We start from the raw sequence: 26,206 nt of genomic DNA on the forward strand, positions 1-26,206 counted from the left end.
GCGGGCTGCCGGCATGATGCCCAGCTATGTCCATCCGCCTGCTCTATCCGATCTTCGTTCGGGTGTGCGGCTGGCTGGTCCTCTTCGGTCGTTCGTCGGCGTCGAAGGACATCGAGTTGCCCGTGTTGCGGCATGAGGTCGCGGTGCTGCGCCGTACCCGGCCCAAGCCGCGGTTGGACTGGGCGGACCGCGCGGTGCTCGCCGCACTGATCAGGGTTCTCCCCAAGACGCTGCGAGTGCACCGGCTGGTCACCCCTGGCACCGTCCTACGGTGGCACCGCCGTCTGCTCACACGAAAATGGACCCTTCCGCAGCGGACGGGCCGGCCACCGGTCCGCAAGGAGATCGCGACCCTCATGGGACAGCAAGCGACTGAAGTTAACCCGATCCTGTTCACACCTGGGCTCTTTGGGATAATGACCCCGGGGAGGAGTACAGGTGCCGAGATCAAAACCGCCGTGCACGGAGGAGTTTCGCCAGCAGATGGTGGATCTGTAGATGTGCCCAAGCCGTGAAGTTCTGGGCGCGGTCTCGGCTAACGCCCGCAACGAAGGCTTCGCCCAGCTGCCAATTGACAGTGCGTGCCTACCATTCGAGCTCATTGTAGGCGCTTCCTGAAGACTGACCCCCTGCGGTGCTCCGAAAGTTGACCCCCCTGCTTGCGTAGGGAGGTGCTGAAGGTGGAGGACTGGGCGGAGATCCGTAGGTTGCATCGGGCCGAAGAGGTTCCGATCAAGGAGATCGCCCGGCGGTTGGGGGTCGCGCGGAACACGGTGCGCCGCGCGTTGGCGTCGGACGCGCCACCGAAGTACGTCCGGGCCCCGAAGGGGTCGGTCGTTGATCCGTTCGAGCCGGCGATCCGGGCGTTGCTGACCGAGTGGCCGCGGATGCCGGCGCCGGTGGTCGCGGCGCGGATCGGCTGGCCGTACTCGCTGTCGCCGCTCAAGCGCCGGCTGGCGGTGATCCGCCCGGAGTACGTCGGGATCGATCTGGTGGACCGGGTCGTCTACGAGCCCGGGCAGGTCGCGCAGTGCGACCTGTGGTTCCCCCCGACCCCGGTGCCGGTCGCGGTCGGGAAGGAACGGGTGGCTCCGGTGCTGGTGATGGCGTTGGGGTTCTCCCGGTTCCTGACCGCGACGATGATCCCGTCCCGGCAGGCCGGGGACATCCTCGCCGGGATGTGGCTGCTGATCGGCGAGGTCGGCCGGGTGACCCGGACACTGGTCTGGGATAGGGAGGCCGCGATCGGCGGGGGTGGCCGCCCTACCGCGCCGGCGGCGGCGTTCGCGGGCACGCTGGCGACCAGGATCCGGCTCGCACCACCGCGGGATCCGGAGTTCAAGGGGCTGGTCGAGCGGGTGAACGGCTACCTGGAGACCTCGTTCCTGCCGGCCGCGGGCGTGTCATTCCATCCGTGTAAGCCGGAGGTAGACCATGATCGATGTACCTTAGCAGCTGTTTTGGATCTTGATGTCTGTGTGCTCTGCGTGGTCGCTTGGGCTGAGTTCAGTGTGTTCGGGCTGTCGGGTCTGGACGGTGAGGTCATGCCTCGTTCTGATCCGTATCCGTCCGATCTGTCCGATGCGGAATGGGTGTTGGTGGAGCCGTTGCTGCCGCCGGTGTCGAAGGATGGCCGGAAGGAAGCACATCCCCGCCGGGAGATCGTGAACGCGATTCTGTATGTGACACACACGGGATGTACGTGGCGTTCGCTGCCGAGGGATCTGCCGCCGTGGGAGACGGTCTACGGGTTCTTTGCCCGCTGGCACGACAAAGGCGTCATCGCCCGGGTTCACGACGCGTTACGGGACCTCTCCCGTGAGCTTGAGGGCAGAGACCGGCAGCCCACAGCCGGGGTGATCGACTCGCAGTCGGTGAAGGGTGCGCAGACCGTCGACGCGTCCACCCGGGGCTACGACGCGGGCAAGAAAGTCAACGGCCGCAAGCGGTTCATCATCACGGACACGCTGGACTCCTGCTGAGCGTCCTCGTCCTGCCCGCCAGCGTCCAGGACCGCGACGGCGGAAAAAGGATCATGGTTGATCATTATTTCGATCACTGGCACTGTCGTCATCTGTTCGCGGACGGCGGCTTCGCCGGCCGGTTCGTCGACTGGGCGGGCGAGGTCATGAGAACCACCGTCGAGATCGTCCGGAAAAACCCCGGGCAACGCGACTTCGAGGCCCTCCCGAAACGCTGGGTCGTGGAACGAACCTTCGCGTGGATCACCGCGCACCGTCGCCTCGCCCGCGACTACGAAAGAAAACCCTCGATCTCCGAGACATTCATCCGACTCGCCATGATACGAACCATGGCCAGGCGCATTCCCCGCCAACTCGCAGCCAGCGCGCCGACCTCACCATCCACCACGAAGAGTAACCAGATCAAGATCTAAAACACCCTCTAAGGTACATCGATCATGGTCTACCTCCGGCTTACACGGATGGAATGACACGCCCGCCTTCTTCGCGCAACGCCATCAGTGACCGACAAGTATCAGCTGATCACCGCGGAGAAGGACTGCTACCCGGTGCGGAACATGTGCCGATGGCTTGCGGTGTCCGCGTCCGGTTTCTACGACTGGATCCGCCGGTCCTCCTCGACGAGCACGCGGCGGCGCGCCACGTTGGAAACCCGGGTTCGGGCACTGTTCGCCGCCTCGCGGCAGACGTACGGCGCCCGGCGGATCGCCGCTGCCCTACGCGCCTCGGGGACGCCGGCGTCGGTGCGCCTGGTCCGCCGGGTCATGCGCCAGGCCGGGCTGCGGGCCTGCCAGCCCAGGGCCTGCCAGCCCAGGGCCTACCGGCGCACGACCATCCCCGGCCAGGCCCCCGCGCCCACCGACCGAGTCCGTCGCGACTTCACCGCCACCCGACCAGGAACCAAACTCGTCGGAGACATCACCTATATTCGCACCGGCAAAGGATGGCTTTATCTGGCCACCGTCATCGACTGCTACTCGAGGAAAGTCGTCGGTTGGTCGATGGCAGATCACATGCGCACCGAACTGATCGTCGATGCGTTCACGATGGCCGCCACCCGAACCCGCATTCAGGAAGGCGCGACGTTTCACTCCGACCGCGGCTCGCAATACCTGTCCGACGCCTACCAGCGAGTCCTGCGACACCACCAGGTGCACCCGTCAGCCGGAGCGACCGGTGTCTGCTGGGACAACAGTCTCGCTGAATCATTCTTCGGAACCCTCAAGAACGAACTCGTTCACCGCGAAAACTATCCAACCCGCCGAACCGCCCGCACCGCGATCACCGAGTACATCGAGGTCTTCTACAACCGGCAGCGACTCCACTCCACCCTCGGCTACCAGAACCCCGACCACGTCGAAAACCTCTACCGCACAAACACCGCAACCATTGCAGGCGCCGCATAAGCCAGATAGGATCCCGCTACACAGGTGTCCGGGAAACGGGGCTCACCTCAGTTCGACATGGCGGCGCTGGAGGACGTGTCGTTCCGCGGCGCGACGCTGCGGGACGTGTCCTTCCGGGGCACCAGCCGGAAGTACCGCAATGCCATTCGCACCGTGAACTTCGACGGGGCACGCATCGACAAGCTGACCTACGCCGGCCTCAAGGGACTCGGCGTGAACGTGGACAACGCGCAGGTTGCGTGTACAGGGACGCGCACGCAGCCACCCCGCACACCACTCGACCTGACACAGGAGACAGCCATGACAGCCAAGCGCCCCGCATGGACCGGCATGGTGCCGGTCGACGACACGATGCGGAAGGCGACGTAGCGGGCGCGCCGCTGCTGGGTTGACGACGGTGCGCAGGCCGTGGGCGGTCCGGTAGAGGAGTTCCGTCAGGCGGTTGAGCGCTTCGGCGGCTGCGTTGGACAGGCCGTGGAGGAGCGCGTTGATGATCTCGACGCTGGAGAGAGCGCGAGCAGGTCGAGCAGCAGGTTCTTCGCGCGCCAGGCAGCGCCGAGCGCGAAGCCTGCGTCACCGCCGACGTCGGCCAGCGTGGTGAGGATCTTCTTCCGGGCCTCGGGCGAGAGCGTGGCTGGGCCGCGTACCAGCAGCCGCTTGATCTGGTACCCGGGGTCGCCGGCCCGGCCGCGCCGGCCGCGCAGCTGCTGGGTGACCCGGCGACGGACGTCGCCGACGGCCCTGTTCGCCAGCTGGGCGACGTGGAACGGGTCGGCCGCCAGCAGCGCGTCCGGGAAAGCGGCGCGGGCCGCGGACTTGTAGACGGTCGACAGGTCGAGGGTGACGGCCCTGACCCTGGCCCGCCAGGCGGCCGGCTGGTCGGCCAGCCAGGCGGCGACGGGTCCGGCGGCGCGGCCCTCGACGACGCCGAGCAGGCCGTAGCCGCCGTCGGAGTCGATCAGCACGGTCTGCCAGCGGTCGGCGTCCTCCACCTAGCGGCCGGTGGCCGGGTCGCGGTGCCAGCGAGGAGCACCGCGACGCTGGTCGTCGAGGCCCAGCACCGACACGTCGGGCAGCGGCCCGCCCGCCGAGCGGCGCGCCCTCACCTCCAGCGCGGCCTCCGCCTCGCCAGGCGGCTCCTCGCCAGGCGGTTCCTCGCCCGCCGAGCCTGCCGCGCCCCGCCCGATCACAGTCAGTCAGCCGGCGAGCACGACACCCGGCCAACTGCGAAGAGCCATCTTTACGGGAGAGGGGTGGATGTCGATGATTCGGCCGCCAGGCCTGATCAATGTGCGCCACCTCGGTCGGGAGTGTCCCGGCCGCATCCAGAACAACGTCGAACCTGCGTTCAAGTGGGGTTGGATCGAAGTCGAAGTCAACGACCGAGTCAACGCCGAGCGCCCTCCGAGTAGCGTCGTCCGGATCCGGGACAGCCCGACGCGGGATTGGCGACAGAACCCAGCGTCTACGCCACCATTGTGGCCAGTTGCCCCACCGACGCTTCGAGTTGGGCAGCGGAGACAAGCGGCAGACGCGGTACCTTTGCCGGGTGGGTGACCGCCGCCCAGTCGTAGGTGTGGGTCACCTCGGTGCGGCCGTCGTCGGTCGGGGTGAGCGTCCAGGTAAAGCGGTGACCGCCCGCGCGCTGACTCGGTCGGCCGGGCGCCCAGCCGATGACCCGGTTCTCGGTGAAGGTCACGACGTGGTTCTCGATCCGGTAGTCACCCTGCTCGTCGTTGTGCATCGCCAGGACGAAGGTGTCGCCGACGGCGCCGATCGGGTCGAGGGTCTCGGCGCGGCGCAGGAAGCCGGTGGCGTCGAGCTCGGGGTGGCGGCGGGGGTCGCGGAGCACCGCGAAGATCCGGTCGGCCGGGGCGTCCAGCACCCAGGAGACGGTGGTGTGGGTCGGGCCGTTCATGGTGACCGGGTCGGGGTAGAACCGGGCCCATGCGATCCGTCCGTCGCGGGTGGTGAGCACCACTGGGCCGCGCAGCACGACCGTCGCGCCGGTCGGGGCGGTGCCCCGCATCTCCCACTCCGACCACAGTTCATCGCCGTTCTGGGCGTGGCGCAGGATCTCGGCCTGCAGGTCCGGCAGCCCGGCCAGGATCTTCCTCCAGTTCGCGGCGACATGGTCGGAGCCGATAAACCCCTCATGCGGCTTCAGCGGCCGCTCGGCCACGTAGTCGTCCGTGAAGCAGCCAGCGATCCGCTCCGGGACGTGGGAATTGATCGCCACGCGCAACGCTTCCAGGGCCTCGGGGACCATGCCTTCGACTCCTCACTCGCCGGTTCGTCCTGTCGCTGTCCATCGTGATCATCGGGGTGCGGCTCGACAACCGGACAACGCCCGGACACCGCCCCTACAGCGGCGGACATAATCGAGATCGTGAATGATCCGTCGGGACCGGCGCGGAAGGCGCGCAGCTTCGCGGCCGTGCTGCGTGAACTGCGGGAGGCCAGGTCGCTGACCCAGCAGGAGCTGGCCGCCGCCGCGGGCCTGTCCGTCGATGCGGTCAGCGCGCTGGAACGCGGGCGGCGGACCCAGCCCCAGCCGCACACCGTGCGGTCGCTGGCCTCGGCGCTGCAGCTCCGCGACGCCGAGGCCACGGCGCTGCTGTCGACGCTGGGACGGGCGGGGAACGGGGCCCTCGAGATGCCGTCCCGCACGTTGACGTCCCACCCTCCGCCTCCGCCGGCTATCCCGGTGGTCGGGCGGGACGACGAGGTCGCCGAGATCGTCGCCGCTCTGCGTTCCGCGCCGGGCCGGCTGGTGACGCTCACCGGCCCAGGCGGGGTCGGCAAGACCACCGTCGCGCTGTTGGCGGCGCAGACGGTGGTCGCCGACCACCCGGGCGGGGCATTCTTCGCCGACCTCACCGACGTCACCGACCCCGACGACGTCCTCGCCGTCGTCGCCCTCGCGGCGGGAACCCACGCCGACACCGTGACCGGCCTCGGCGTGCACCTTGCCGGGGCGGCGGTCCTGCTCGTTCTGGACAACCTGGAGCGTGTGGCCGCCTGCGCTCCGCAGTTGGTCGAGCTGCTGTCGGCCTGTCCCGGCGCGGTGGTCCTGGCCACCAGCCGCGTTCCGCTGCGGGTGCGTCGGGAACGCGAGATCCGCATCGCCCCGCTGGACCCGGCGGCGGCCGGGCGGCTCTTCAGCGAGCGGCTGACCGCCGCCGGCGCACGATCGCCGACGACAGGCGGGCAGGACGACGATCCCGTCGCGCAGCTGTGTCGGCGGGCCGACGGGCTACCACTGGCCATCGAACTTCTGGCCGCCGCAGCCGCGCGACTCGGCCCCCAGGCACTGCTGGACCGGGTCGATCAGTCGGCGGAGCTGCCTGTGGCCGGCCCCCGGGACCTGCCGGCGCGGCAACGCACCATGGCGGCCACCATCGAGTGGAGCTGCCGGATACTCGGCCCCGCGGCTCGCCGGCTGTTCCCGCGGCTCGCCATCGTCCCGGGCAGCTTCTCCCTAAATACCGTCGACGCGATCGCTGCGCCGGACACGGCGGATGCGGTGGGCGCGCTCGCCGAGTTGATCGAGCACTCGCTGGTCGCCCGCAGCGACGCCGGACAGGTCGCGCGGTTCCGGCTGCTGGAACCGGTACGCCGGTACGCGCTCGAGACGCTCGAACCGACCGAGCGGGAGCAGGTCCAGCGGAGCGTCAGCCAGTGGGCCCTGCGTACGGCGCGCGAACTCGGTGCACGGATCCGGGGCCGCGGCGACATGACGGCGGTGGAGCAGGTCGAGGTCGATCGCGGCGTGCTGCGGCTCGGGTACGACCAGCTCGTCGACGCCCGCCGTCACGACGACGCCGCCGAGTTGCTGTGGTCGGTGTGGTTGCCGATGTGGATGAACGGGCATACCCGCGAAGGCTTCGCCTGGACCGAACGCCTGCGTGAGGGCGACCTGAGCGAGCGAGGCCAGGCCCGCTGGTTGGTGGCGCGTGCCGGGTTCAACCGCGTCGCCGCGAACCTGTTCGCCACCGCGGAGCGGGCGATGCGGCTGGCCGAACAGGTCGACGACGCCTCCCTCGCCGCGGAGGCGGCGATCTTCGCGTCGGCGGCGGCGCTGCGCCTGGGGGACTTCGACGGTTCAGGGGCTCTGCTGGCTCAGGCCGAGGCGCACGTCACGCAGCGGCTCGATGTTGGGAACGACGTGTGGGCGGCCGTGCACGTGCCCATCGGACGGGGGGACGGCGCGCTGCTGCGCGGCGACCGGTCCGCGGCGATGCGGCATTGGCGGTCGGCCGCAGCCACGGCGCAGGAGGTGGACAGCGGGTTCTCGGTGGCCGCGGTCCTCGCGGAGTGCGCGCAGGCCGCCCGCAGCGAAGGACGTCTGGACGACGCGGCCGTAATGCTCGCCGCCGCCGACGAGCTGGGCCTCCAGCGGCACGGGCACCGGCGTCGGGCGCACCTGGCGGGCGTGGCCGCTGCCGTGGCGGCCGAACTCGGTGACGTGGCCTCGGCGCAGTGGTGGGAGGGCGTGGCGGGACCGGACGCAGGTCCGTTGGACACCGATGAGCTCCGCGAGCAGTTCCGGGAGCTGGTCCGGCGCGCCGACACCGTCTCCGGGCAGGACTGAGCTCGACCGTCCGTACCGGCGGCGTCCGGTCGGTGTCAGGTGGTCTCTCGCGAGCGGGGTGGCGAGACTCGAGGTCATCGGGTCGGCCGCCCCGCAGGCCGACCTCCGTCGATCCCGAGGACGTCCTCCAATGACAGCCGCACCCCTCGTGCTCGCCGCAACCCCGCTCACCGGTCATGTCCAGCCGGTCCTGAACCTCGCCCGCCACCTCGTCGCCACCGGACGGCGAGTCACAGTCGTCAGCGGCAGCCGGTTCCGGCCGCAGGCCGAGGCGGTGGGAGCGGCGTTCGTCCCGCTGTCCGGACCGGCCGACTTCGATGACCGCCGTCTCGGTGCGCTGCAGCCGTGGCTGCACGAGCTGGCGCCGGGCCCGGCATTCCTGGAGGCCATGTTCGGCTGGTTCACCGCCATGGCGCCCGCGCAAAACGCCGTGCTGCAACAGGTCCTGGCGCAGCAGCCGGACGCCGCCGTCCTCCACGAGGCCGCCTTCTACGGGGACGCGGCCGCAGTTGCTGGGAGCGCCCGGGATCCGGCCGCGGCGCACTGTCGGGGCCTCGGGGTGTTTCCCCTGACCCTCAGCGGCGCTGAGCTGACCATGATGGGTCCCCTCCTCCGCGCGACGGGCTCGACGTGCGGGGAGCGGCTGCGGCGTTCAACGCCGAACTCGCCGCGCAGCTGGCCAGCGCCACCGCGCGCACCCAGGAGGTCATGGCGGGGCTGGGCGCAACGGCTGCGATGCCGGTCATCAGCGACGCACAGATCCTGCTGCCCGACGTGTTCGCCCAGCTAACCGTGCCGTCCTTCGAGTACCCGCGGTCGACGCCCCGCCGACGCTGCGGCTGGTCGGACGAGTACGGCCGTTGGCAGACCGTGTATGGGCTGTTCCGCCGCTGGCAGCGTGCCGGTGTGTGGGCCGGGATCCTCACGGCCCTGCGGGCACGCGCGGACGCGGCGGGACTGATCACCTGGGAGGTGTCGGTGGACTCGACGGTGTGCCGGGCCCACCAGCACGCCGCCGGGGCCCGCCGTGACGGCGAGGAGCAGAAGGAGCCACCGGGCGGAGTGTCGGCGGAACCAGACGATCATGCCCTGGGTCGGTCACGGGGTGGCCTGACCAGCAAGCTTCATCTGGCGGTCGAGCAGGGACAGAAACCGATGTCGCTGGTCGTCACGGCCGGGCAGCGTGGGCAACAGTCCGCAGTTCACCGTGGTGCTCGACGCGATTCGGGTGCCACGGCCGGGTCCTGGCCGGCCTCGGACCCGGCCGCTACGGGTGCGGGCGGACAAGGCCTACTCGTCCCTCAGCTATGATCATGAGACGCGCATCGTGTCCGCCGAGGCCTCACCAAGACCATCGGTGGGCCTAGTGGCCGTGTCCGAGGGGGACTCGACCACTACGCCCACGCCCTTCACCAGCGCACCCGCTTTCTCGCTCTTCGGCCAGCAGGGGACCAGTGACCGCAGGCGAGGAGGAACATCGTGCGAGCATCACTCGATGACCGGCGACGAACTCGTATTTCCTTATCGTGATCCATACCGTGCCATGCGGCTAGGTCAACATGATTGACTATCTTGAACCACCCGGACGGTCGGGCCGCTCAGATCGTCCGACTGGCCAGCGGGCGGATGGCAGAGGCTCACGAGGGACTTCCATGCCGAGGGTCCAGCCCCTCATGGTGCTTGACCACTTCCACACTGCTCAGACGCCTAACCGGAGGCGCCGGACAGGGAGGGAAACGCCTCGCACCGTGCTGGCGCACCGAAAACAAGCAGGCCGTCGGTGGAGAATCCCACCCGCTGGCCCGGATCGATGGCATCGACATGGTGCTCTCCCCCACCGATGACGGCCCCGGCCGCGTCAACAGGCAACGCTGGCGTAGACCTGATGCACCGGCTGCTGATATCCGCTGACTCGCTCACCGAGGACCCGACTGCCGATCCCGTCCCCTGCTGGACATGCACTCCCACAGTGGTGAACTTGGACTCCGGATGATCGTCCTTCTGCGCCAGATCCGCCAACGGGCTCACGGTCGCGACCACCGGGCGACCTGCGACCCGGCCGGAACCTCAATGGACGTCCCCACCGCCATGCTGCTGCCGACCCGCACGACGACTGCCCACTAACCACCGAGGCCTGGTTATACAAGGAGAACGACGCGGTAAGACCGGTGACGAGATCGGTGTTGTTACTGACCATCGTGACCGCCCAGACTCGGTGCGGTGCCCGTGTTGCCTGCGCGCGAGCGCTGGTTGAATCGCCGTAATGGACAGCGTCGAGCTACTTGATCGTCTGGGTCGGTTGCGTCGAGCCCAGGTGGGTGCGGTCCGCGTTCCTCACAAACCATTGCTGTTGTTGTGGCTGTTGGGCCGGCTGGCCGCGACGGGGAGCAGCGCCGTGAGCTACGCCGACGCCGAGGAGCCGGTCGGCCGGCTGATCAACCAGTTCGGTCCTCCGGCACAACGCGCGACGGCGCGGCAACGGGCAGCGATGCCGTTCGTGCACCTGGAACGCGAACTGTGGGATCTCCGCGACGCCATCGGTGGGCTGCTCGGCCCTGAACTGCCGGAGCGACGCCGGCTGCTGCTCGATCTCAGCGCAACCGGCCGGCTTCACGAGCACGTCGAGCGGCTGCTCGCCGATCCGGCCACGCTCGCCGCCGCAGCCAGGCTGCTGCTCGACCGCCACTTCACCTCCGCCCTGGCACCGGTCATCTGCGACGCCGTCGGCCTCGACGTGGCTATGCCGGTGGAGGGCTCCCGCCTGGCGGTGGTGAGCCGGCGGCGGCGGAGCGCCGCGTTCACCGAACAGGTGCTGCGGGTCTACGCCTACTCCTGCGCCGCCTGCGGCTTCGATGGCCGGATCGGACCAATCCCCGTTGGCGTGGAGGCCGCACACGTGCGCTGGCACAGCCAACACGGCCCCGACGACGTCAGCAACGGGCTGGCGCTGTGCTCGTTGCACCACACACTGCTCGACCTCGGCGTCCTCGGCCTCACCCCCGACCGCCGGCTCAAGGTGTCCGAGCTCTACATCGCCCAGGCGCCAGCCGGCCGGGCGGTCTACGACCTCGCCGGACGCCCGCTCGCCTCACCCCGCCCCGGCGAACCCCTTGTGGACGTCGAGCACATCACCTGGCATGACCGCCAGGTCTTCCGCAGCGACGCGGCCTGAAGGACTGGGCCGTGCCGCTGTTGGACCGCCCGAAATGGCGATATTGCCTTGAAGCCCCACCCGGCTGGTACGTCTCGTCGGACGCGCGCAAAGGGAACATCGCCCGGAGTCAGTAGGCCGTGAGTGTCCGATGCTAGGGCTTGTGGATGCCGATCAGGTGGGGTTTGCGGAGGGTGGGCCGCCGTTCCAGTCCAGGCAGAGCACGGTGGCGTCGTCGGTGAGATGGCCGCCGGTGACGCGCAGGAGGGCGCGGGTCAGTTGTTGGACGAGTTCGCGGGGGTGCAGGTCGCCGGCTTCGGCCAGATCGGCGGCGATGTTGTCGGCGGCGGCGGTGTTGCGGTCCAGGACGCCGTCGGTGAGGAACACCAGACGGTCGCCGGCCTCGAGCGGGATCTGCTGGACCCGGTAGGTGGTGTCAGCGAACATCCCGAAGGGCGGGTCGGGGGCGAGCGGCAGGGCTTCGACACGCCCGGCGCGTACCCGTAGCGGGAGTGGATGCCCGGCGTTGATGATGTGTGCGGTGGCGGTGTTCAGGTCGATGCGGGCGAGTTGGCCGGTGACGAACTGGTCGGGGCGTGCCCGGGTGAACAGGGCCTGGTTGGCGGCCTGGGCCTGGGCGGCCAGCCCGGCTCCGGCGCGGCGGGTGTTGCGCAGGCATCCGACCAGCAGGGTGGCGAGCAGGGCGGCGTCGACTTCGTGGCCCATGGCGTCGGTCATCGACAGGTGCAAGGTAGTGCGGTCCAGGGAGTAGTCGAAGGTGTCGCCGCCGACCTCGCCGGCCGGTTCGACCCAGCCGGCCAGGGTGAACTGCCCAGCGTCGCAGGTGAAGGCGTCGGGCAGCAGCCGGTGCTGGATTTCGGCGGCCAGCGACAGCGGCACCGAACGCTGTCCCCAGGCGAACAGGTCGGTGAACCGCCGGTTGGCCACCAGCACGAACGCGAACGCCTTCGCCGCGGCCGCCAGGTAGCGCTCCGTCTGCCCGTCCGGCGGCTCCGGCAACGCCAGCTCGACGACGCCGATCGCCTCCCCCCGGTTGGTCACCGGGGCTATCGCCCGCACCGGGCCGGCGTGTGGGTCGCCGTCGATGACGACCTGCTGACTACGCAGCGCGGTCTCGTAGGGGGTGCCGGCCAGCGCCAGCCGCTGCGCGATCTCCTGGCCGTGCACCCGGCTGTCCGCGGCGAGGTCGCCGGCGTGGGTGGTGAGGCGGACGAGCGCGTTACCGCTGAAATCGGCGATCAACAGCCGCACCTCGGTCGCGCCGACCGCCTTGGCCAACTCGACGGTCAGCACGTCGACGGCGTCCACCGGCGCCGCCGACTCGGCCGCGGCCAGCAGGTCACCCAGGTCCGTCCGGTGGCCCTCCCGCCAGGGCACTTCAGCTCACCCCGCCGGGACGGCGCGCCTTACCGGTCGTCGCCTCGCCTGACAAGCCAGGCCAGCCTCGATCGATGGAGTCGCTGCCCGCACCGGCCCGCTGCTCGTCCTGGCCGTGGCGCTGGCGCGGAACAGGGCGCGCGCCGCCGAGGCCGGGCCGGCCGAGCAGGTGCTGGGTGAGCCGTTCGGCCTCGCGGAACGGATCGGTACGCACCAGCATCGCCTCCACCGCCGTCTCGCCCTGATGCTCCCCTTGAGGCCGCCGTCCCCACCACCGAGATGTGTGGTGGGCACTTGAGATTCTGTATAGCACAGCCCATATAAGTGTGCAAACGTGGAGAGCCACACCACCAACGGAGGTAGGCGTGGAAGAAGGTCCGGAGGCCGGCCGCGGTGTATACAGCATCTCGGTAGCGGCCGAGTTGGTCGGGATGGGCGTGCAGACGCTGCGGCTCTACGAGGCCCGCGGGCTCCTGCGTCCCGCGCGCACCGCCGGTGGCACCCGCCGCTACAGCCCCGACGACATTGACCGGCTACGCCGCATCACGGACCTCCTCGACGCCGGGCTCAACCTCGCCGGCATCGCGATGGTGCTCGACCTCCAGGATCAGCAACGGCAGCTGCGGGACGACGAACGGCGGCTCCGAGACGACAACAGCTGAAGCACGACCAGCGCCGGCTACGGGCCGAACACCATCGGTTCAGCACCCACCAGCAACAGCCGACCCCTGACACGACAAAGACCGCGCCACTCGACGAACCTGGTCGGCGCGCAGACGACACCGACGTGTAGATCAGGGCCGACAGCGGCCCCCGGATCTCCCACCTCACTATCCTGATCGGCAACGGGACGCTCGGGTGTTCGCTGGTTCGACCCTTTCCCTATGCCGTCGAGGCAGAATCTCGTCAAAAGTATAGGTTCTCGTCAAACTTGTCCCGCAGCTGTGCCGCGGCCTGGGCATTCGTGCCTTTCTCGGTGATCTGTCCCAGCGAGATTCTCACCGATCTGTCCGTTCCCTCAGCTCGGGAGGGCGGGTCGCGCCGCCACGCGGGACTGTAAGAACAACGGCTCTGTCGCACTTTGGGTGGTGACGGAGCGTGATGTCAACCGAGCAGGATCCGGTGGCGGAGGAGCGGGAAGCCTGCGCGTCCGTACATCTGCCGCTTGATCAGTTTGGTTTTGGTGTTGACGCCTTCGGTACCGCCGTTGTGGTAGTCGCAGGTCAGGGCGGCGTTCACGGCGTCGCGGTCCAGCTCGAGCCCGCGGGTGAACGCGTGCAGGTGGGGCAGGTCCTCGGCCCGGGCCTCGGCGATCCAGACGGTCAGCCGTTCGGCATTGTCGTCGGCGGGGGTGAGCAGCGCGGCGAACGAGCGCACCAGGCCGGCGAGGGCGGTGATCTCCGGGCAGGCGGCGGTGAGCGTGTCGAGCAGCTCCCGTTGACGGTCAGTGAGCCGGTCGGGGGCGGTGAGCAGGTAGCGGGTGAGTCGTCGTGGTGAGATCGCCGGACGGTCGGCTTCGACCCGGCCCTGGCTGATGTAGCGGTAGAGCAGGTTGAGGCTGCCGGTGTAGCCGAGCTGTGTGATCTCGTCGAACAGGCGCAGAACGGGAACGGCCGGGTCCTGTTCGCGTCGCTGGCGCAGGTGGTCGCGGTAGGGGTCGACGAGGGTGGAGCGGTACTGCGGCGCACGGATGAGGCGTTCGGGTTCGCTGATCCGGGCGTAGCGTTTGACGGTGTTCAGCGCGAGGCCGAGGCGGCGGGAGCACTCGAGCAGGCCGACGCCGTGGTCGAGCAGGTCGTGGACCTGCGCCCAGCGTTCACGGGTGGTCGCGGCCCGGGGGCCCTCGCTCGGTGGCGGGCCGGCTTTGGCCCAGCAGGCGCTGTGCGCGGCGATCTCTTTCAAGACGGCTTCGGCCAGGTTGTGCCAGAGGTGCCAGCGGTCGCCGACCTGCAACGCGTGGGGTAGCGCGCGGCGGACGGCTTCGGCGTAGGCCCCGGAGCCGTCGCGGCAGACGACCTCGACGCCCGGGTGGGCCCGCAGCCACGCCTCGAGGCTGCCGGCCAGGCGGTCGGGTAGGACGTCGATCCGCTGGCGGGTCTCGGCGTCGATGAGCACGGTGGCGTACCGCTGGCCTCGGCGCAGGGCGAAGTCGTCGACGCCGAGCACGCGGGGCACCCGCGGAGCGGGCAGCGGCAGCCGGAGCAGCGCGCGCAGGGCGGAGTGCCGGGAGACCAGCACGCGCAGCGCGGACAGCACGCGTGCGCCCGCGCGGCCGGCTAACTCCCGCACCACCACGCCGACCTGGCGCGCAAGGCGGGACGTGCGGCGCTGGTAGCGGTCGAGGACACCGGGCAGCTGCTCGCGGAACGTCTGCCGGCAGCCCCGAGTCGGGCACACCAGGCGGCGCACCCGCACCACCACGACCACCCGGCGCTCGTCGACAGGCAGGTCGACCACCGTCCGCAGGTGGTAGCCGTGCACCCGCGACGTCTCGACACCACAGCCAGGACAGGTCGCCGGCGCGTCCGGCGTCCGCGTCCGCACCCGGATCAGCTCACCATCGTCGATCACCTCCTCCACGACCAGCGGCGACAGCCCCGAAAACGCCACCTTCACCAGACAATCCGCACCGCACATGACACATCGTGTCGACTCACATGCGGCAGACCACCGATCCGCGGGAACGAGACTCCGCAGAGACCACGCTCCGTCACCACCGAAAGTGCGACAGAGCCGTTATCTTGACACTCCCCATCGAGGCCCCAGCTCCGACCGGCCCCAGACCCGGACACCGCACCCCTACGCCCTGCGCAGCCTGCTGGTCCACCTCCAGTGCGGCCGACGCATGCAGGGCACCTGGAACCACGGACATGCCCACTACCGCTGCCGCTACCCGCAGGAATACGCCATCGCCAACCTGATCGACCACCCGCTGTCCGTCTACCTGCGCGAGGACGCGATCCTGCCCGACCTCGACGCCTGGCTGGCCACAGCCTTCGCCCCCCACCACCTCGAAGCCACCCTGGATGCCCTGGCGACCCAGCAGCCCACGCAGACGTCAGCCGCCACCGACCCGAACCGCAGAAAGATCGCCGCCTGCGACCGCAAGCTCGCCCAGCACCGCGCTGCCCTGGAAGCCGGCGCCGACTCCGTCCTCGTCACCGGCTGGATCAACGAAACCCAGGCCGAACGCGCCGAGGCAGTAGCCGCCCTCGCACGGACAGGCGACCGGAAACAGACCGCGCCGCCCCGCCTCACCCGCCAAGAGATCAAGAACATCGTCGAAGCCCTCGGCGGGATCGCCACCGTCCTTCGCACAGCAGACCCCACCGACAAGGCGGAGATCTACCAGCAACTGGGACTGCGCCTCAGCTATGACCATGAGACGCGCATCGTGTCCGCCGAGGCCTCACCAAGACCATCGGTGGGCCTAGTGGCCGTGTCCGAGGGGGGACTTGAACCCCCACGCCCGATAAAGGGCACTAGCACCTCAAGCTAGCGCGTCTGCCATTCCGCCACCCGGACAGGTGGTCGCGGGGTGTCTCACCCGCGCACGTCTGCGATGTTACACGCTCAGAGTGGGTGCCTGTCGCTACCCCCGACCACCGGAAGATCAAGGCCGTGGGGGCGCAGAACACCGCGGCCGAAGGGCCCTCGGTCCCGTCCCTCCGATCTCCCGCCCGCCGGCGGCTCGGCGCGGGGACGGAACCAGGCGCCGGGTCGCGACACCACTGACGGCTCCGATCGCGACGCTGCCGGCGATGTCGGTCGGCCAGTGGCGGACGGCCGCGACGCGGGCGAGCCCGATGGCGGCGGCCGCGCTCGCGAGAGTGGCGGCGAGCAGCGGGTGGCGCAGCTCATCGGTGACGGCAATGGTGAACGCGACGGCCGTGACGGTGTGGCCGGACGGGAACGAGGCGCTGCGGGGAGGGTCGCCGGACGGGGGACGACCGGCGGAGTCCGACGTCTGGGGACGGCGCCGGTCGACCAGGCTCTTGAGTACTCCGTTGCCCGCCCCCGCCGCAACGACGGCCGTCAGGCCTCGCGCGGCGGCTCGACGTTCACCGAGCAGCAGCAGGACCGCGGTCGCGGCCAGCCACGGCTTCTGGCGGTTACTCAGGGAGCTGATCACTACCGGAGCGCGCCTACCCGTGACGGCGACCACGGCGCGCAGTATGCCGCGGTCGACCAGGAGCGGAATGCCCTCGGGCGGGGTCCTCGTGGAGGTGACTGGCACGTTGGGCTCGTCCTCTCGGCGCATGCACGGGTGAGCGTTGCGGGCAGGCGCGCGTGGAGCGCCTGGACCGCGTCGAGGCCCGGCCGCGGCGCCCACCTCCTGTCCGATCCGATCCGATTTGGACTTCAGCCGCGAAATACCCAGGTCAGGATGCATGACGGCCTACCCGACCTGATGGCCGATACGCCTCACGACCGGCTCGCCGAGCCAGGGCCCCCGCGTTCCGCAGTACGTCGCAGCGCCGAGAGGGTGTCACCGGGTGGCATCTGACACATGGACGCAGTAGGCACCCTTTGCCATGTGGCAGTTCGTGCCATATGTTTCGAGATGTCAGTTTGGTGGCGGCGAGGTCGGTGGGTGGTTCGCGGGGTGTCCGAGAAGCAGGCGGAGAGCTTGCGGGAACGCAAGAAGCGCCGCACGCGACAGTCGATCATCGACGTGGCTCATGCCCTCTTCCACGCCAACGGCTACGACACGACCACGGTCGAGGCGATCGCGGCCGGCGCCGAGGTGTCCGTCCGCACCTTCTTCCGCTACTTCGCGAACAAGGAAGAGGTGGCGCTCGCGCCGCTGGACGAGATGGGCGAGCTCACCCTGACGGCCCTGCGCCGGCGCCCCGCCGACGAGCCGCCGCTCACCGCCCTGCGCGCCGCGGTCCTCGACGCCTGGACGATCATGTCCCCGGACGGCGAGTCGCTGCGGCATTACACCGATCATCTGCTGCCGATCGGCAACGCCTCGACGCTCGCCGGGGCGGTGCAGAACCGGATTGTCGCCTTGGGTGACCGGTTCGCGCTGGAGTTCGTCGAGGGCGATGATCCCGACGGCCCGCAGCCGCGCACGGACCTCGACGCCTCGCTGGCCGCCTTCACGTTCCTCGCTGCCGTGCAGGTCGCCGTGCGCGCCTGGTGCGCCTCGGACAGCACCGATCCCGCGGACCTCGTCGCCACCGCCCTGATCTGCCTGGACAGCCTCGCCATCGAAAGGAACCCCGCACACCGTGCCTGACCTCGAGCTTTGCGATGTCGACCGCGCGGATGGCACCCACCACGCCCCGGACCCCGGGCGCACGGACACCCTGCCCCAGGGCGCGCCCGCCGGGGAACCCGCGCCTGCGTCCGAGCCCACGCCTGCGTCCACGCCCGAGAACGGGCTGCGGGAGACGGTTCGGCGGGCCGCCGAGCATCTGCTCTCCCTACAGGACCCCAGCGGATGGTGGAAGTTCGACCTGGAGACCAATCCGACGATGGACGCCGAGGACCTCCTCCTGCGGGAGTACCTCGGCATCCGTACCGCCGCGCAGACCGAGGCCACCGCGAAGCACATTCGCTCCCGGCGCCTCGACGACGGTTCCTGGCCGACCTATTTCGGCGGTCCCGGGGAGCTGTCCACCACGGTCGAGTGCTACATCGCCCTGCGGCTCGCCGGTGACCCCGTCGACGGCGAGCTGCTGCGGCGCAGCGCCGCGTGGATCCGCGAGCGCGGTGGCATCCCGGCGACCAGGGTGTTCACCCGGATCTGGTTGGCGCTGTTCGGTTGGTGGCGCTGGGAGGAGCTGCCGGTCCTGCCGCCCGAGATCATGTTCCTTCCCCCCCGGGCGCCGCTGAGCATCTACTCGTTCGCCTCCTGGGCCCGCCAGACCATCGTCCCCCTGACGATCGTCTCGGCGGCGCGCCCCCAGCGGCCGGCGCCGTTCGACCTGGACGAGCTGCGCGCCGGTGAGGTCCCCGACGCCCCCGGCAGCGGCCCTCGGGGACTGCACGGCGCGATCCGGCTCCTGGGACGCGACCGGCCGAGCGCGCCGAAGACCTTCTTCCGGGGGCTCGACGCGGCGCTGCACCGCTACCACCGGCACCCGATCGGGCCGCTGCGCCGGCATGCCCTGCGCACCGCGGAACGCTGGATCATCGCCCGGCAGGAGGCGGACGGCTGCTTCGGCGGGATCCAACCGCCCGCCGTCTACTCGATCATCGCGCTGCGCCTGCTCGGCTACGACCTAGACCATCCGGTCCTCGCCGCCGCGCTGCGCTCGCTCGATGCCTACACGCTGCACCGCGACGACGGCTCACGCATGGTCGAGGCCTCCCAGTCACCGATCTGGGACACGGCGCTGGCCGTCCTCGCTCTGGCCGACGCCGGGGTCGACGCCGACCTCGACGTGCCGCCCCCGCTGCCCACCCAGCGTGGCGCGACCGGCGCTGCCGCGCAGGCCGCGACGGTTCCGACGGCGCTGGGACGCGCCGCCGACTGGCTGCTCGGCCAGGAGATCCAGCACCGCAGGGGCGACTGGGCCGTCGCCCACCCGACGGTCGCGCCGGGCGGATGGGCCTTCGAGTTCGACAACGACACCTACCCCGACACCGATGACACCGCCGAGGTCGTCCTGGCGCTGCACCGGCTGAACCGGCTGCATCGGCTGCGCCACCCGGCGGACGAGGCGGTCAAAGCCTCCCTCGAACGGTCGACTACCTGGCTATTCGCCCTGCAGTCCCGCGACGGCGGGTGGGGGGCCTACGACTCCGACAACGACAGCGCCCTCGTCTACCAGATTCCGTTCGCGGACTTCGGCGCCCTCACCGACCCGTCGTCCGCCGACGTCACCGCGCACGTCGTCGAACTGCTCTGCGAGACGGGACGGATCCGCGACCCGCGCACCCTGCGCGGCGTCGACTGGCTGCTGCGCAACCAGGAGGCCGACGGATCCTGGTACGGCCGGTGGGGCGTCAACTACGTCTACGGCACCGGCTCGGTCCTGCCCGCCCTGCAGGCGGCGGGACTCCCGCCGACCCACCCGGCCCTGCGCGCGGGCGCGCAGTGGCTGCTGTCGCGGCAGAACCCCGACGGCGGCTGGGGCGAGGACATCCGCTCCTACACCGACCCGGCCTGGTCCGGCCGTGGGATCTCCACGCCCTCGCAGACGGCCTGGGCGATGCTCGGCCTGCTCGCCGCCGACCACGAGGACTGCCACGCCGACGCCCTCGCCGGCGCCGCCCGCTGGCTCACCGAGCAGCAGCGGCCGGACGGCGGCTGGGACGAGCAGATGTTCACCGGCACCGGCTTCCCGGGCTTCTTCTACCTCAACTACCACGGCTACCGGCTGGTGTGGCCCGTCATGGCTCTCGGCCGCTACCTGCACAGCCGGCAGCATCCGTCCGGCTGAACCGGATCGCCGGGCGGCCGTCTCCGCACACCCTGCGCAATCATCACTGAATGTATACGCCTGCTTACGGCCAGATGCTCCGGGTACGACGAAACCCGACAGCAGTTGCTGGTAGGCGGGTGAACAGTCATGCCCCAGGAGGCGGAGCCGGATCTCATCGAGATTCTGGACATCGCGGTCGTCGAGGCGACCGTGCGGGATCACCGCATCCGCCGGGCCAACACGGCCGCCTGCGCCCTGTTCGGCCGCCCCGAGGCGGAGGTCGTCGGCCTGGACTGGGAGAAGATCACCGCCCCGGAGGACCATGCCCGCCTGCACGCGCAGATCCGCTTCCGCCAGGCCAGCGGCCGACGCCGGGAACGGATGATGGTCCGTCTGCTGCAGCCGGACGGCGACCTGCGGCACGCCCTGGCCACCATCGTGCTGCGCGCCGATCCTGACGGCGAGGAGTACTTCGTCGTCCATCTCCAGGACGTGTCCGAGGAGATCGCCGCCCAGGACCGGCTGCGGCTCATCGTGGAGAACACGCCGGTGTCGATGTTCCTGGTCGACCGCAACGGGCGGGTCCTCGTCAGCGAGGGGACCGCCAGTCCGGAGGCCGCCGCCGGGCTGCTGGAGGCGCGGGCGTCGTCGATCTTCACGGCGTTCGCCTACCTGCCCCAGGCGACGTCGCTCATGCGGCAGGCGCTCGACGGGCAGCGCGTCCACCAGGTCATCGAGGCGTTCGGCCGCCGCCTCGACGTGCATCTCGTGCCCATCCCGGGGCCCGGGGGCCGGGTGGCCTCCGTCGCCTCCGTGGCCAGCGACGTCACCGACCTGCACCTCGCGCTGGCCAGCCTGCGGGCCCGGTCCGCCGAGCAGGCGGTCGTCGCCGAGTTGGGCCGGCGCGCTCTGGAGGCGCGGGACCCGGCCGAGCTGTGGGAGCGGGCGGTGCGGGCATTGGCCGACCATCTTGGTGCCGACCTGGTGGAGGCTCACGGTCTGGACGCGAACGGGGAGCGGGCCGGCCTGCTCGCCCGCGAGGATCGACGCGGACCGCAGGAGCCTGACCGCCCCAGGACACGGAAGGATCCGACGCGGTCCCCCACCGCCTGCGTGACCGTGCCGATCGGACACCTCGGCAGGCCGCTGGCGGTGATCGAGCTGTGCCGGGCGCCGCTCGCCGACGAGGAGCGCCAGTTCGTCCACTCGGTCGCCGCGGTGTTGGGTTCGGCGGCCCTGCGATTCCAGATGGAAAGCGAGATCCGTCACCGGTCGCTGCACGACGGGCTCACCGGCCTGCCGAACCGCACCGCGCTGCTCGACCGCCTCAGCCGGGCGCTGCGCCGAGCCGACCACGACCACCGGCAGGTCGGAGTGCTGTTCGTCGACCTCGACGGCTTCAAGGCGATCAACGACGCCCTCGGCCACCAGGCCGGCGACGACCTGCTCCGGACCACCGCCACCCGGCTCTCACACGCCGTGCGGCCCGGTGACGTCGCGGGACGCCTCGCCGGCGACGAGTTCGCCGTCCTGTGCGAGAACGTCGACGGCACCGCCGACCTCGAGGCGATCGCCGACCGGGTGGTGACCGCTCTCGCGGTACCGGTCCGGCTGCTCGGCCGTCCCGTCACCCTGACCGGGAGCGTCGGACTGGCCCTGTCAAACCCGGACCTCTCCGACGCCGAGACCCTCCTGAACGCCGCCGACATCGCCATGTACACCGCCAAGCGCGACGGTCCCGGCCGGCGCCTGGCCTACGACACCACGATGCGCACCCGCCTGGCCGGCCAGTTCACCGACCCCGACGGCCGGTACCGCGCCGGCGTGGCTCCGCGCGGATCGCCCGGCTGCGGCAGACCTTGTCCGCGATGACCCCTTGCCGGCCGCCGACCGCCCAACGCCGAACACCCAACGCCGAACACCCAACGCCGAACGCCGACCGCGCAGGGCGCTGGCCGCTCTCGAAGTGCTGGAGACGGCGCAGCGCCCATGGCGCTTTCCGCAGGCCGCGACGGTCGCCCGGAGCCCTGGTCGCTTCGTGGACCGCGATCGCGGGGAGCGCGGATCAGAAGTTGACGCGCGCCCAGCTGAAGACGTCCGGGGCCGACGGGTCGATGCTGAGCTTGAGAGATGCGCGACGAGAGACACGGCCGGATCGGCGTTGATCTTGGCGATGTTCGCCGGGAAAGCGGCGATCTTGTCCGGGTCGTGAGGGAGGTCACCGATGACGGCGATCGTGGACGGGGCGTTCCCGGTGCCGGTCGGGGGCTTCGCGCTCGCCGCCATCGACGTCGTCGCGGTCAGGACGCCCGCCGCGACCATGGTGGGAACGATCCTTCAGTACCGAAACGGTTCGGCTTCTTCTTGGAAAAGGGCTGTGTAGGTCGCGCTTCGGGGTCGAGCCATCTCGAACCAATGGACCCGCTGTCCTTCTGCCGAGCCTCGGCAAGCTATCGGGCCAGCCGGAACGTATACAGAATGACGGGTGAACGTCTCCGCACGGCCAGCGCAACGCGGTACGCACCCACTCGGAAAACCCCGTGGTCCCGACACCGCCGTCGGCCGCGGGTTCGGCGGCGGTCACAGATTGTGCGATGCCCGTCAGGATAGATGACGACCGGCGTCGGGGCTGGCGTCCAGCAGCGGCCCCGCGAAGGTGGAGTGCCGGGTCAGGTGACGAGCAGGCCGCCGTCGACGAACAGGTCGTGCGCGTTGACGCCGGTATTGCGGAGCAGAGATTCCGTGGCGTCGACGACTTCGGCCACCGTGACGAGTCGTCCGATGGGAGTGCGGAGCACGTGCGGGTGATGAGGTGTGTCACGCCATTTCGGACTGTCGCCGACCACGCCCGGATGGACAGCGTTGACGCGGTGCGGCGCGATCTCGACGGCGAGGGTCTTGACGAGGCCGCTGATTCCGCCGTTAGAAGCTGTCACGAACGTGGAGCCAGGATAGGGGCGTTCCTTCTCGCGGAGGCTGTTCGCGCCCTGCTCGACGCCGGTGATAACGAGGTCGTCGACGCCGGGGACGTCGGCAAGGTCGGCGGCGATGGCGTCCGGCTGGGACAGGTCCACGGACAGTCCACGTGCTGTGGGGCCGATCCGGCGGGCAACGGCGTCCGCACGCGCCTGGTCGCGGCTCGTGACGATGACCTCATCGACCCGGTCGGCCAGGCGTACGGCGATGGCCTGCCCCAGTCCGCCGCTTCCACCGATGATCACGGAGGTGGTCATCGTCTTGCCCTCCAACGGAGAAATCACCCGCTACTCGGGCCACGGGGAGTCGAGGATGGTGTCGACGAAGTCGCGGCGGCGGAAGCCGGGCAGGTAGTGCGCGAGGACATCCGCCTTGACGTTGCCGAAGGTGGTGTCCGGTCTGGGCGCGATGCCGTCGGTGAAGGCCCGCAGGATGCGGCGTTTGAAGTCCGGCCGGGGGTGCAGCTCGGTGATCGCGTCCCGATCGGCGTCGCTGACGTCGTGGTAGCCGATCCCGAGCACGTCGTATTCCACCCCGGCGGTGAGCAGGGCGATCTCGGGCTCCATGAACTCCGGGATGCCTGGGGTGGTGTGCAGGGCGATGGCCGTCCACACCCGTCGGATGCTGTCCTCGGGCATCCCGTGCCCGTGCAGGAAGCGGCGTGCCTCGTCGGCGCTGTCCACCTCGAAACGCCGGCCGCTGCGGCGGAACCGCTCGTTGAGGCCGAGATCATGGAACATCGCCGCGACGTAGAGCAGCTCGGGGTCGAAGCTCAGCCCACGATGGCGGCCCTGCAGGCCGGCGAAGCAGTAGACCCGCCGCGAGTGGTGGTAGATCAGGTCGTCGGTCGCGTCGCGTACCAGTTCGGTGGCCTGCGCGGCCAGGCTCGTGTCCGGTACCGGGACGCCGGCGAGCGACACCGTGCTGCTGGTCATGATGACTCCCTACGTCAGCAGCTGATCCGTCGTCGGCCGGCCACGACGACACACGCCGATGGACGTACCCAGTGCCACGACCGGGGGAACGGCCGGGGGCATGGTCGACGACCGCCGGGGCGTGAGCGGCGTCGACCTCTCCCACACTGCCGGGTCAGGACGTCGCGTCCGCCATGACGATGACGGCACGGCCGAAGATCTTGCCGGCTTCGAGGTCGTCGAAGGCCTGCAGGCCGTCGTCGAAGCTGTAACGGTGCAGGTCGGCGGTGATCCGGCCGGTCCGGGCCAGCGCCACCAGGTCGTGGAGATCCTGGTGGGTCCCGCTGTAGGGGCGGGTGAGCGACGCGCCCCACGGCAGTGAGACCGACGTCTGGGAGGTCTCGAACGAGAAGACCCCGTCGCTGAGCCCGGGTACGCGGATGGCGCCGTAGGGCGCGACGATGGCGCCCGACAGCGCGAGGGTCTGATTGTTGCCGACCAGATCCAGGACGACGTCGGCACCGTAGCCATCGGTGACCGCCAGGACCTTCGCGGCGACCTCTGGATCGTCGGAGCGAAGAGCGTGGTCGACCTTTTCCCGGACGGCGGCGAGTGAGGCGTCCCTGATGTCCAGGGCGATGATCTGCGCCCCGCTGAGTTCCCGGAGGAGCTCGACCGCGAACTGCCCGAGGCCGCCGATCCCGATGACCACGGCCGTGGAACCCGGCCGGAGCAGGTCCCGGGTGGCGTTGATGGAGTGGTAAGGCACAAGGCCCGCATCGGCGAGCACGGCCGCGAAGGCGGGGTCGAGCCCGTCGGCCGGGACCAGGGCGGAAGCATTCACGGCAACGTAGTCGGCCATTCCACCGTTCACGGAGACCCCGGGCGTCGGGGCGGGATGAAGCCGGTTCCCGGTGTTGCGGCAGGCGTTCTCCTGGCCGGCGACACACAGCCGGCACACACCACAGGACCATACCGGGTGCACGATCACCTGGGAGCCCGGGGAAAAATACGGGACGTCGCCGGCGATGTCGACGATCTCGCCGGCGATCTCGTGACCCAGGATCGTCCCGTCGGGAATCATCTGTTCAGCCGAGCTGCGGATGTGGATGTCGGTCTGACACACACCGGCAGCCGTGACCTTGACGAGGGCCTGGCCAGCACCGATGGTGGGCTTCGAGACCTCCGTCCGGCGGACGTCCCGCACCCCTGCGAACTGTATAGCGCGCACGTAATTCTCCCTGATATATTTCTGCCGCTCTTTCGGACCGGTCGCACGAACGCCGGGAAAACGAGCCGATACATTGATTCTGGGCAGTCAGGACGACTGTACCGCTTTCGCCGCGTCGTCCGCGACCGGGAGGCGGACGTTCGAGCGGCTCGGTTTTAGTCACAGGGGAGATCGCGCATGTGACGACGCGAGGGCTGACTCGTCATCGCCGGTCGGGCCTCAGCGTGTCGAGCACGGAACCGTGCCACGCGTCCGAGCGCCGACCCGACCCGACCCGACGATCATGGTGTTCCGCGGAGCCGTGCCTTGCCGCCCGGCACGACCTCAACTCCGACGATCATGGTGTGTCCCCACCGCCACGCCTCGACGATTCGGATCAGTGGGCAGGTGCCCACCAGGCAGTCCTGCCGGGCCCCGCCGAGAGCAGGAGGAGGGGACCAGGCCGACCGGGGTGGCCCTGCGCGACGTGCGCGAGCAGCTGTTCGACGCCGCCGAGCCCGCCGCAGGCCGAGGCCGTCCACAAGGTCGTGACCACGGTCATCGCCGGTGCCGCGCGTCATTCGATCGATGACGAATCCCGATCGGTGCGATCGCGGATAGGCGTTGGACAGCACAACAATTTCCCATCATCCTGACAAACATGTCAGGGAATCTGGGTGGGAACGCGGGCGGGCTGGTTCCAGTGCGTGCCCGCCGCCCGGCGCGCATGACCGCCCCGCCGCGGATGCTGACCCGCCGGCGATTCGTCGATTTCGGAATCCTCGCCTCCGCCTGCTGTCGCCCACGCTGAGTGATCCGCCTTTCACACCCGCCGGTCCCGCCGCCCATCGGTCCCGCCAGCCCGCGGTACCGCCGCTCCTTGCCGGTCCCGGCCTGCACACCCACCGCGCCTTCGATGACACCGTCTCCCCGTACCCGGACGGTGCCTGACCCTGTACCAGGCGTCGGAGCTCGCCGGACGGACCTCTGCGGCACCGCCCTGACCGGGCGAGCGGACTGATCCACGGCAGACCCGACTCCGTGGCGGACCGGTCCCGGCGCTCCCTCGGGCGCGACGCCGCGGCGAAGGCGGGGCCCGGCGGGCGGCGTACGCCGACCTCGGGCCCGGTCGCTCCGACAGCACAGCATCGAGATCCCGCACGGGAAAGCCTCCCGCGGGCCGACGACGGCCGGCC

At 70.1% G+C, this 26,206-nt stretch carries 20 protein-coding genes, 1 tRNA gene and 4 pseudogenes; 13 read left to right on the forward strand and 12 right to left on the reverse strand.

From position 1 onward, the window contains the following. Positions 1–26 precede the first annotated feature (26 nt). The 5 genes and pseudogenes from FRAQA3DRAFT_RS33060 (at position 27) to FRAQA3DRAFT_RS36000 (ending at position 3,757) form a co-directional block, all read left to right on the forward strand. The gene (locus FRAQA3DRAFT_RS33060) at positions 27–515 is read left to right on the forward strand and encodes a hypothetical protein (RefSeq protein WP_009739275.1); all 489 of its coding nucleotides are present in this window, start codon (positions 27–29) and stop codon (positions 513–515) included. 156 nt (positions 516–671) lie between these two features. Then, positions 672–1,391, forward strand: a pseudogene (locus FRAQA3DRAFT_RS11860) (helix-turn-helix domain-containing protein); the annotation flags it as partial. An 87-nt stretch (positions 1,392–1,478) separates the two neighbouring features. Next, positions 1,479–2,395, forward strand: a pseudogene (locus FRAQA3DRAFT_RS11865) (IS5 family transposase). A 63-nt stretch (positions 2,396–2,458) separates the two neighbouring features. Next, positions 2,459–3,388, forward strand: a pseudogene (locus FRAQA3DRAFT_RS11870) (IS3 family transposase); the annotation flags it as partial. A gap of 57 nt (positions 3,389–3,445) precedes the next feature. Continuing rightward, a complete protein-coding gene (locus FRAQA3DRAFT_RS36000; protein WP_035920890.1) occupies positions 3,446–3,757 on the forward strand; it encodes a hypothetical protein in 312 nt (103 codons plus the stop codon). A gap of 65 nt (positions 3,758–3,822) precedes the next feature. Here FRAQA3DRAFT_RS36000 and FRAQA3DRAFT_RS11880 read toward each other — a convergent pair whose 3' ends face one another. From FRAQA3DRAFT_RS11880 to FRAQA3DRAFT_RS11885, 3 genes are all read right to left on the reverse strand, one after another. Continuing rightward, complete coding sequence (locus tag FRAQA3DRAFT_RS11880; protein WP_051054319.1) at positions 3,823–4,380, reverse strand: transposase; 558 nt, start codon at positions 4,378–4,380, stop codon at positions 3,823–3,825. Beyond that, positions 4,381–4,578 (reverse strand): hypothetical protein, encoded by a 198-nt coding sequence (locus FRAQA3DRAFT_RS31540; RefSeq protein ID WP_051054320.1) that lies wholly within the window; start codon positions 4,576–4,578, stop codon positions 4,381–4,383. 275 nt (positions 4,579–4,853) lie between these two features. Next, entirely contained in the window at positions 4,854–5,657 is an 804-nt protein-coding gene (locus tag FRAQA3DRAFT_RS11885; RefSeq protein ID WP_009739278.1) for a nuclear transport factor 2 family protein, read from the reverse strand. 120 nt (positions 5,658–5,777) lie between these two features. Between FRAQA3DRAFT_RS11885 and FRAQA3DRAFT_RS11890 the strand changes: the two genes are divergently transcribed. From FRAQA3DRAFT_RS11890 to FRAQA3DRAFT_RS11905, 3 genes and pseudogenes are all read left to right on the forward strand, one after another. Next, positions 5,778–7,982, forward strand: a complete 2,205-nt coding sequence (locus FRAQA3DRAFT_RS11890; RefSeq protein WP_009739279.1) for a helix-turn-helix domain-containing protein — start codon at positions 5,778–5,780, stop codon at positions 7,980–7,982. A gap of 840 nt (positions 7,983–8,822) precedes the next feature. Next, positions 8,823–9,282 (forward strand): annotated as a pseudogene (locus FRAQA3DRAFT_RS36005) (IS5 family transposase); the annotation flags it as partial. A 963-nt stretch (positions 9,283–10,245) separates the two neighbouring features. Continuing rightward, the gene (locus FRAQA3DRAFT_RS11905; RefSeq protein WP_009739281.1) at positions 10,246–11,154 is read left to right on the forward strand and encodes a phosphorothioated DNA-binding restriction endonuclease; all 909 of its coding nucleotides are present in this window, start codon (positions 10,246–10,248) and stop codon (positions 11,152–11,154) included. Between the two features lie 153 nt (positions 11,155–11,307). Here the strand turns inward: FRAQA3DRAFT_RS11905 and FRAQA3DRAFT_RS11910 are convergent, their stop codons facing one another. Beyond that, a complete protein-coding gene (locus FRAQA3DRAFT_RS11910; RefSeq protein ID WP_009739282.1) occupies positions 11,308–12,531 on the reverse strand; it encodes a PP2C family protein-serine/threonine phosphatase in 1,224 nt (407 codons plus the stop codon). A 1-nt stretch (position 12,532) separates the two neighbouring features. After that, a complete protein-coding gene (locus tag FRAQA3DRAFT_RS11915; RefSeq protein WP_157467311.1) occupies positions 12,533–12,751 on the reverse strand; it encodes a hypothetical protein in 219 nt (72 codons plus the stop codon). Positions 12,752–12,896: 145 nt separating this feature from the next. On the opposite strand from FRAQA3DRAFT_RS11915, the gene FRAQA3DRAFT_RS11920 reads away from it, so the two are divergent. Beyond that, the gene (locus FRAQA3DRAFT_RS11920; protein WP_009739283.1) at positions 12,897–13,193 is read left to right on the forward strand and encodes a MerR family transcriptional regulator; all 297 of its coding nucleotides are present in this window, start codon (positions 12,897–12,899) and stop codon (positions 13,191–13,193) included. A gap of 442 nt (positions 13,194–13,635) precedes the next feature. On the opposite strand, the gene FRAQA3DRAFT_RS11925 is transcribed toward FRAQA3DRAFT_RS11920, so the two are convergent. From FRAQA3DRAFT_RS11925 to FRAQA3DRAFT_RS11940, 4 genes are all read right to left on the reverse strand, one after another. Continuing rightward, entirely contained in the window at positions 13,636–15,168 is a 1,533-nt protein-coding gene (locus FRAQA3DRAFT_RS11925; protein WP_035920892.1) for an ISL3 family transposase, read from the reverse strand. 421 nt (positions 15,169–15,589) lie between these two features. Beyond that, the gene (locus FRAQA3DRAFT_RS11930; protein WP_035920893.1) at positions 15,590–15,913 is read right to left on the reverse strand and encodes a hypothetical protein; all 324 of its coding nucleotides are present in this window, start codon (positions 15,911–15,913) and stop codon (positions 15,590–15,592) included. Between the two features lie 58 nt (positions 15,914–15,971). Then, positions 15,972–16,056 (reverse strand) — tRNA-Leu (locus tag FRAQA3DRAFT_RS11935). An 88-nt stretch (positions 16,057–16,144) separates the two neighbouring features. Beyond that, the gene (locus FRAQA3DRAFT_RS11940) at positions 16,145–16,768 is read right to left on the reverse strand and encodes a phosphatase PAP2 family protein (RefSeq protein ID WP_009739286.1); all 624 of its coding nucleotides are present in this window, start codon (positions 16,766–16,768) and stop codon (positions 16,145–16,147) included. A gap of 369 nt (positions 16,769–17,137) precedes the next feature. On the opposite strand from FRAQA3DRAFT_RS11940, the gene FRAQA3DRAFT_RS11945 reads away from it, so the two are divergent. The 4 genes from FRAQA3DRAFT_RS11945 (at position 17,138) to FRAQA3DRAFT_RS34995 (ending at position 22,293) form a co-directional block, all read left to right on the forward strand. Then, complete coding sequence (locus FRAQA3DRAFT_RS11945) at positions 17,138–17,776, forward strand: TetR/AcrR family transcriptional regulator (protein ID WP_035920894.1); 639 nt, start codon at positions 17,138–17,140, stop codon at positions 17,774–17,776. Then, complete coding sequence (gene shc, locus FRAQA3DRAFT_RS11950) at positions 17,769–19,928, forward strand: squalene--hopene cyclase (RefSeq protein WP_009739288.1); 2,160 nt, start codon at positions 17,769–17,771, stop codon at positions 19,926–19,928. Before FRAQA3DRAFT_RS11945 ends, shc begins: the two co-directional genes overlap by 8 nt. Before the next feature lie 129 nt (positions 19,929–20,057). Continuing rightward, positions 20,058–21,782, forward strand: a complete 1,725-nt coding sequence (locus tag FRAQA3DRAFT_RS11955; RefSeq protein ID WP_009739289.1) for a bifunctional diguanylate cyclase/phosphodiesterase — start codon at positions 20,058–20,060, stop codon at positions 21,780–21,782. A 352-nt stretch (positions 21,783–22,134) separates the two neighbouring features. Further along, positions 22,135–22,293, forward strand: a complete 159-nt coding sequence (locus FRAQA3DRAFT_RS34995; protein WP_009739290.1) for a hypothetical protein — start codon at positions 22,135–22,137, stop codon at positions 22,291–22,293. A 286-nt stretch (positions 22,294–22,579) separates the two neighbouring features. Here FRAQA3DRAFT_RS34995 and FRAQA3DRAFT_RS11960 read toward each other — a convergent pair whose 3' ends face one another. The 3 genes from FRAQA3DRAFT_RS11960 to FRAQA3DRAFT_RS11970 all read right to left on the reverse strand — a co-directional run bounded on the left by FRAQA3DRAFT_RS11960 (position 22,580) and on the right by FRAQA3DRAFT_RS11970 (position 25,031). Further along, the gene (locus tag FRAQA3DRAFT_RS11960) at positions 22,580–23,143 is read right to left on the reverse strand and encodes an SDR family NAD(P)-dependent oxidoreductase (protein WP_009739291.1); all 564 of its coding nucleotides are present in this window, start codon (positions 23,141–23,143) and stop codon (positions 22,580–22,582) included. 30 nt (positions 23,144–23,173) lie between these two features. After that, on the reverse strand, positions 23,174–23,821 hold the full coding sequence (locus FRAQA3DRAFT_RS11965; RefSeq protein WP_009739292.1) for an HD domain-containing protein: 648 nt from the start codon (positions 23,819–23,821) through the stop codon (positions 23,174–23,176). 154 nt (positions 23,822–23,975) lie between these two features. Further along, positions 23,976–25,031 (reverse strand): alcohol dehydrogenase catalytic domain-containing protein, encoded by a 1,056-nt coding sequence (locus FRAQA3DRAFT_RS11970; protein WP_009739293.1) that lies wholly within the window; start codon positions 25,029–25,031, stop codon positions 23,976–23,978. Between the last annotated feature and the right edge of the window lie 1,175 nt (positions 25,032–26,206).

Origin of the sequence: Frankia sp. QA3, from assembly GCF_000262465.1 — a bacterium.
GTDB lineage: Bacteria > Actinomycetota > Actinomycetes > Frankiales > Frankiaceae > Frankia.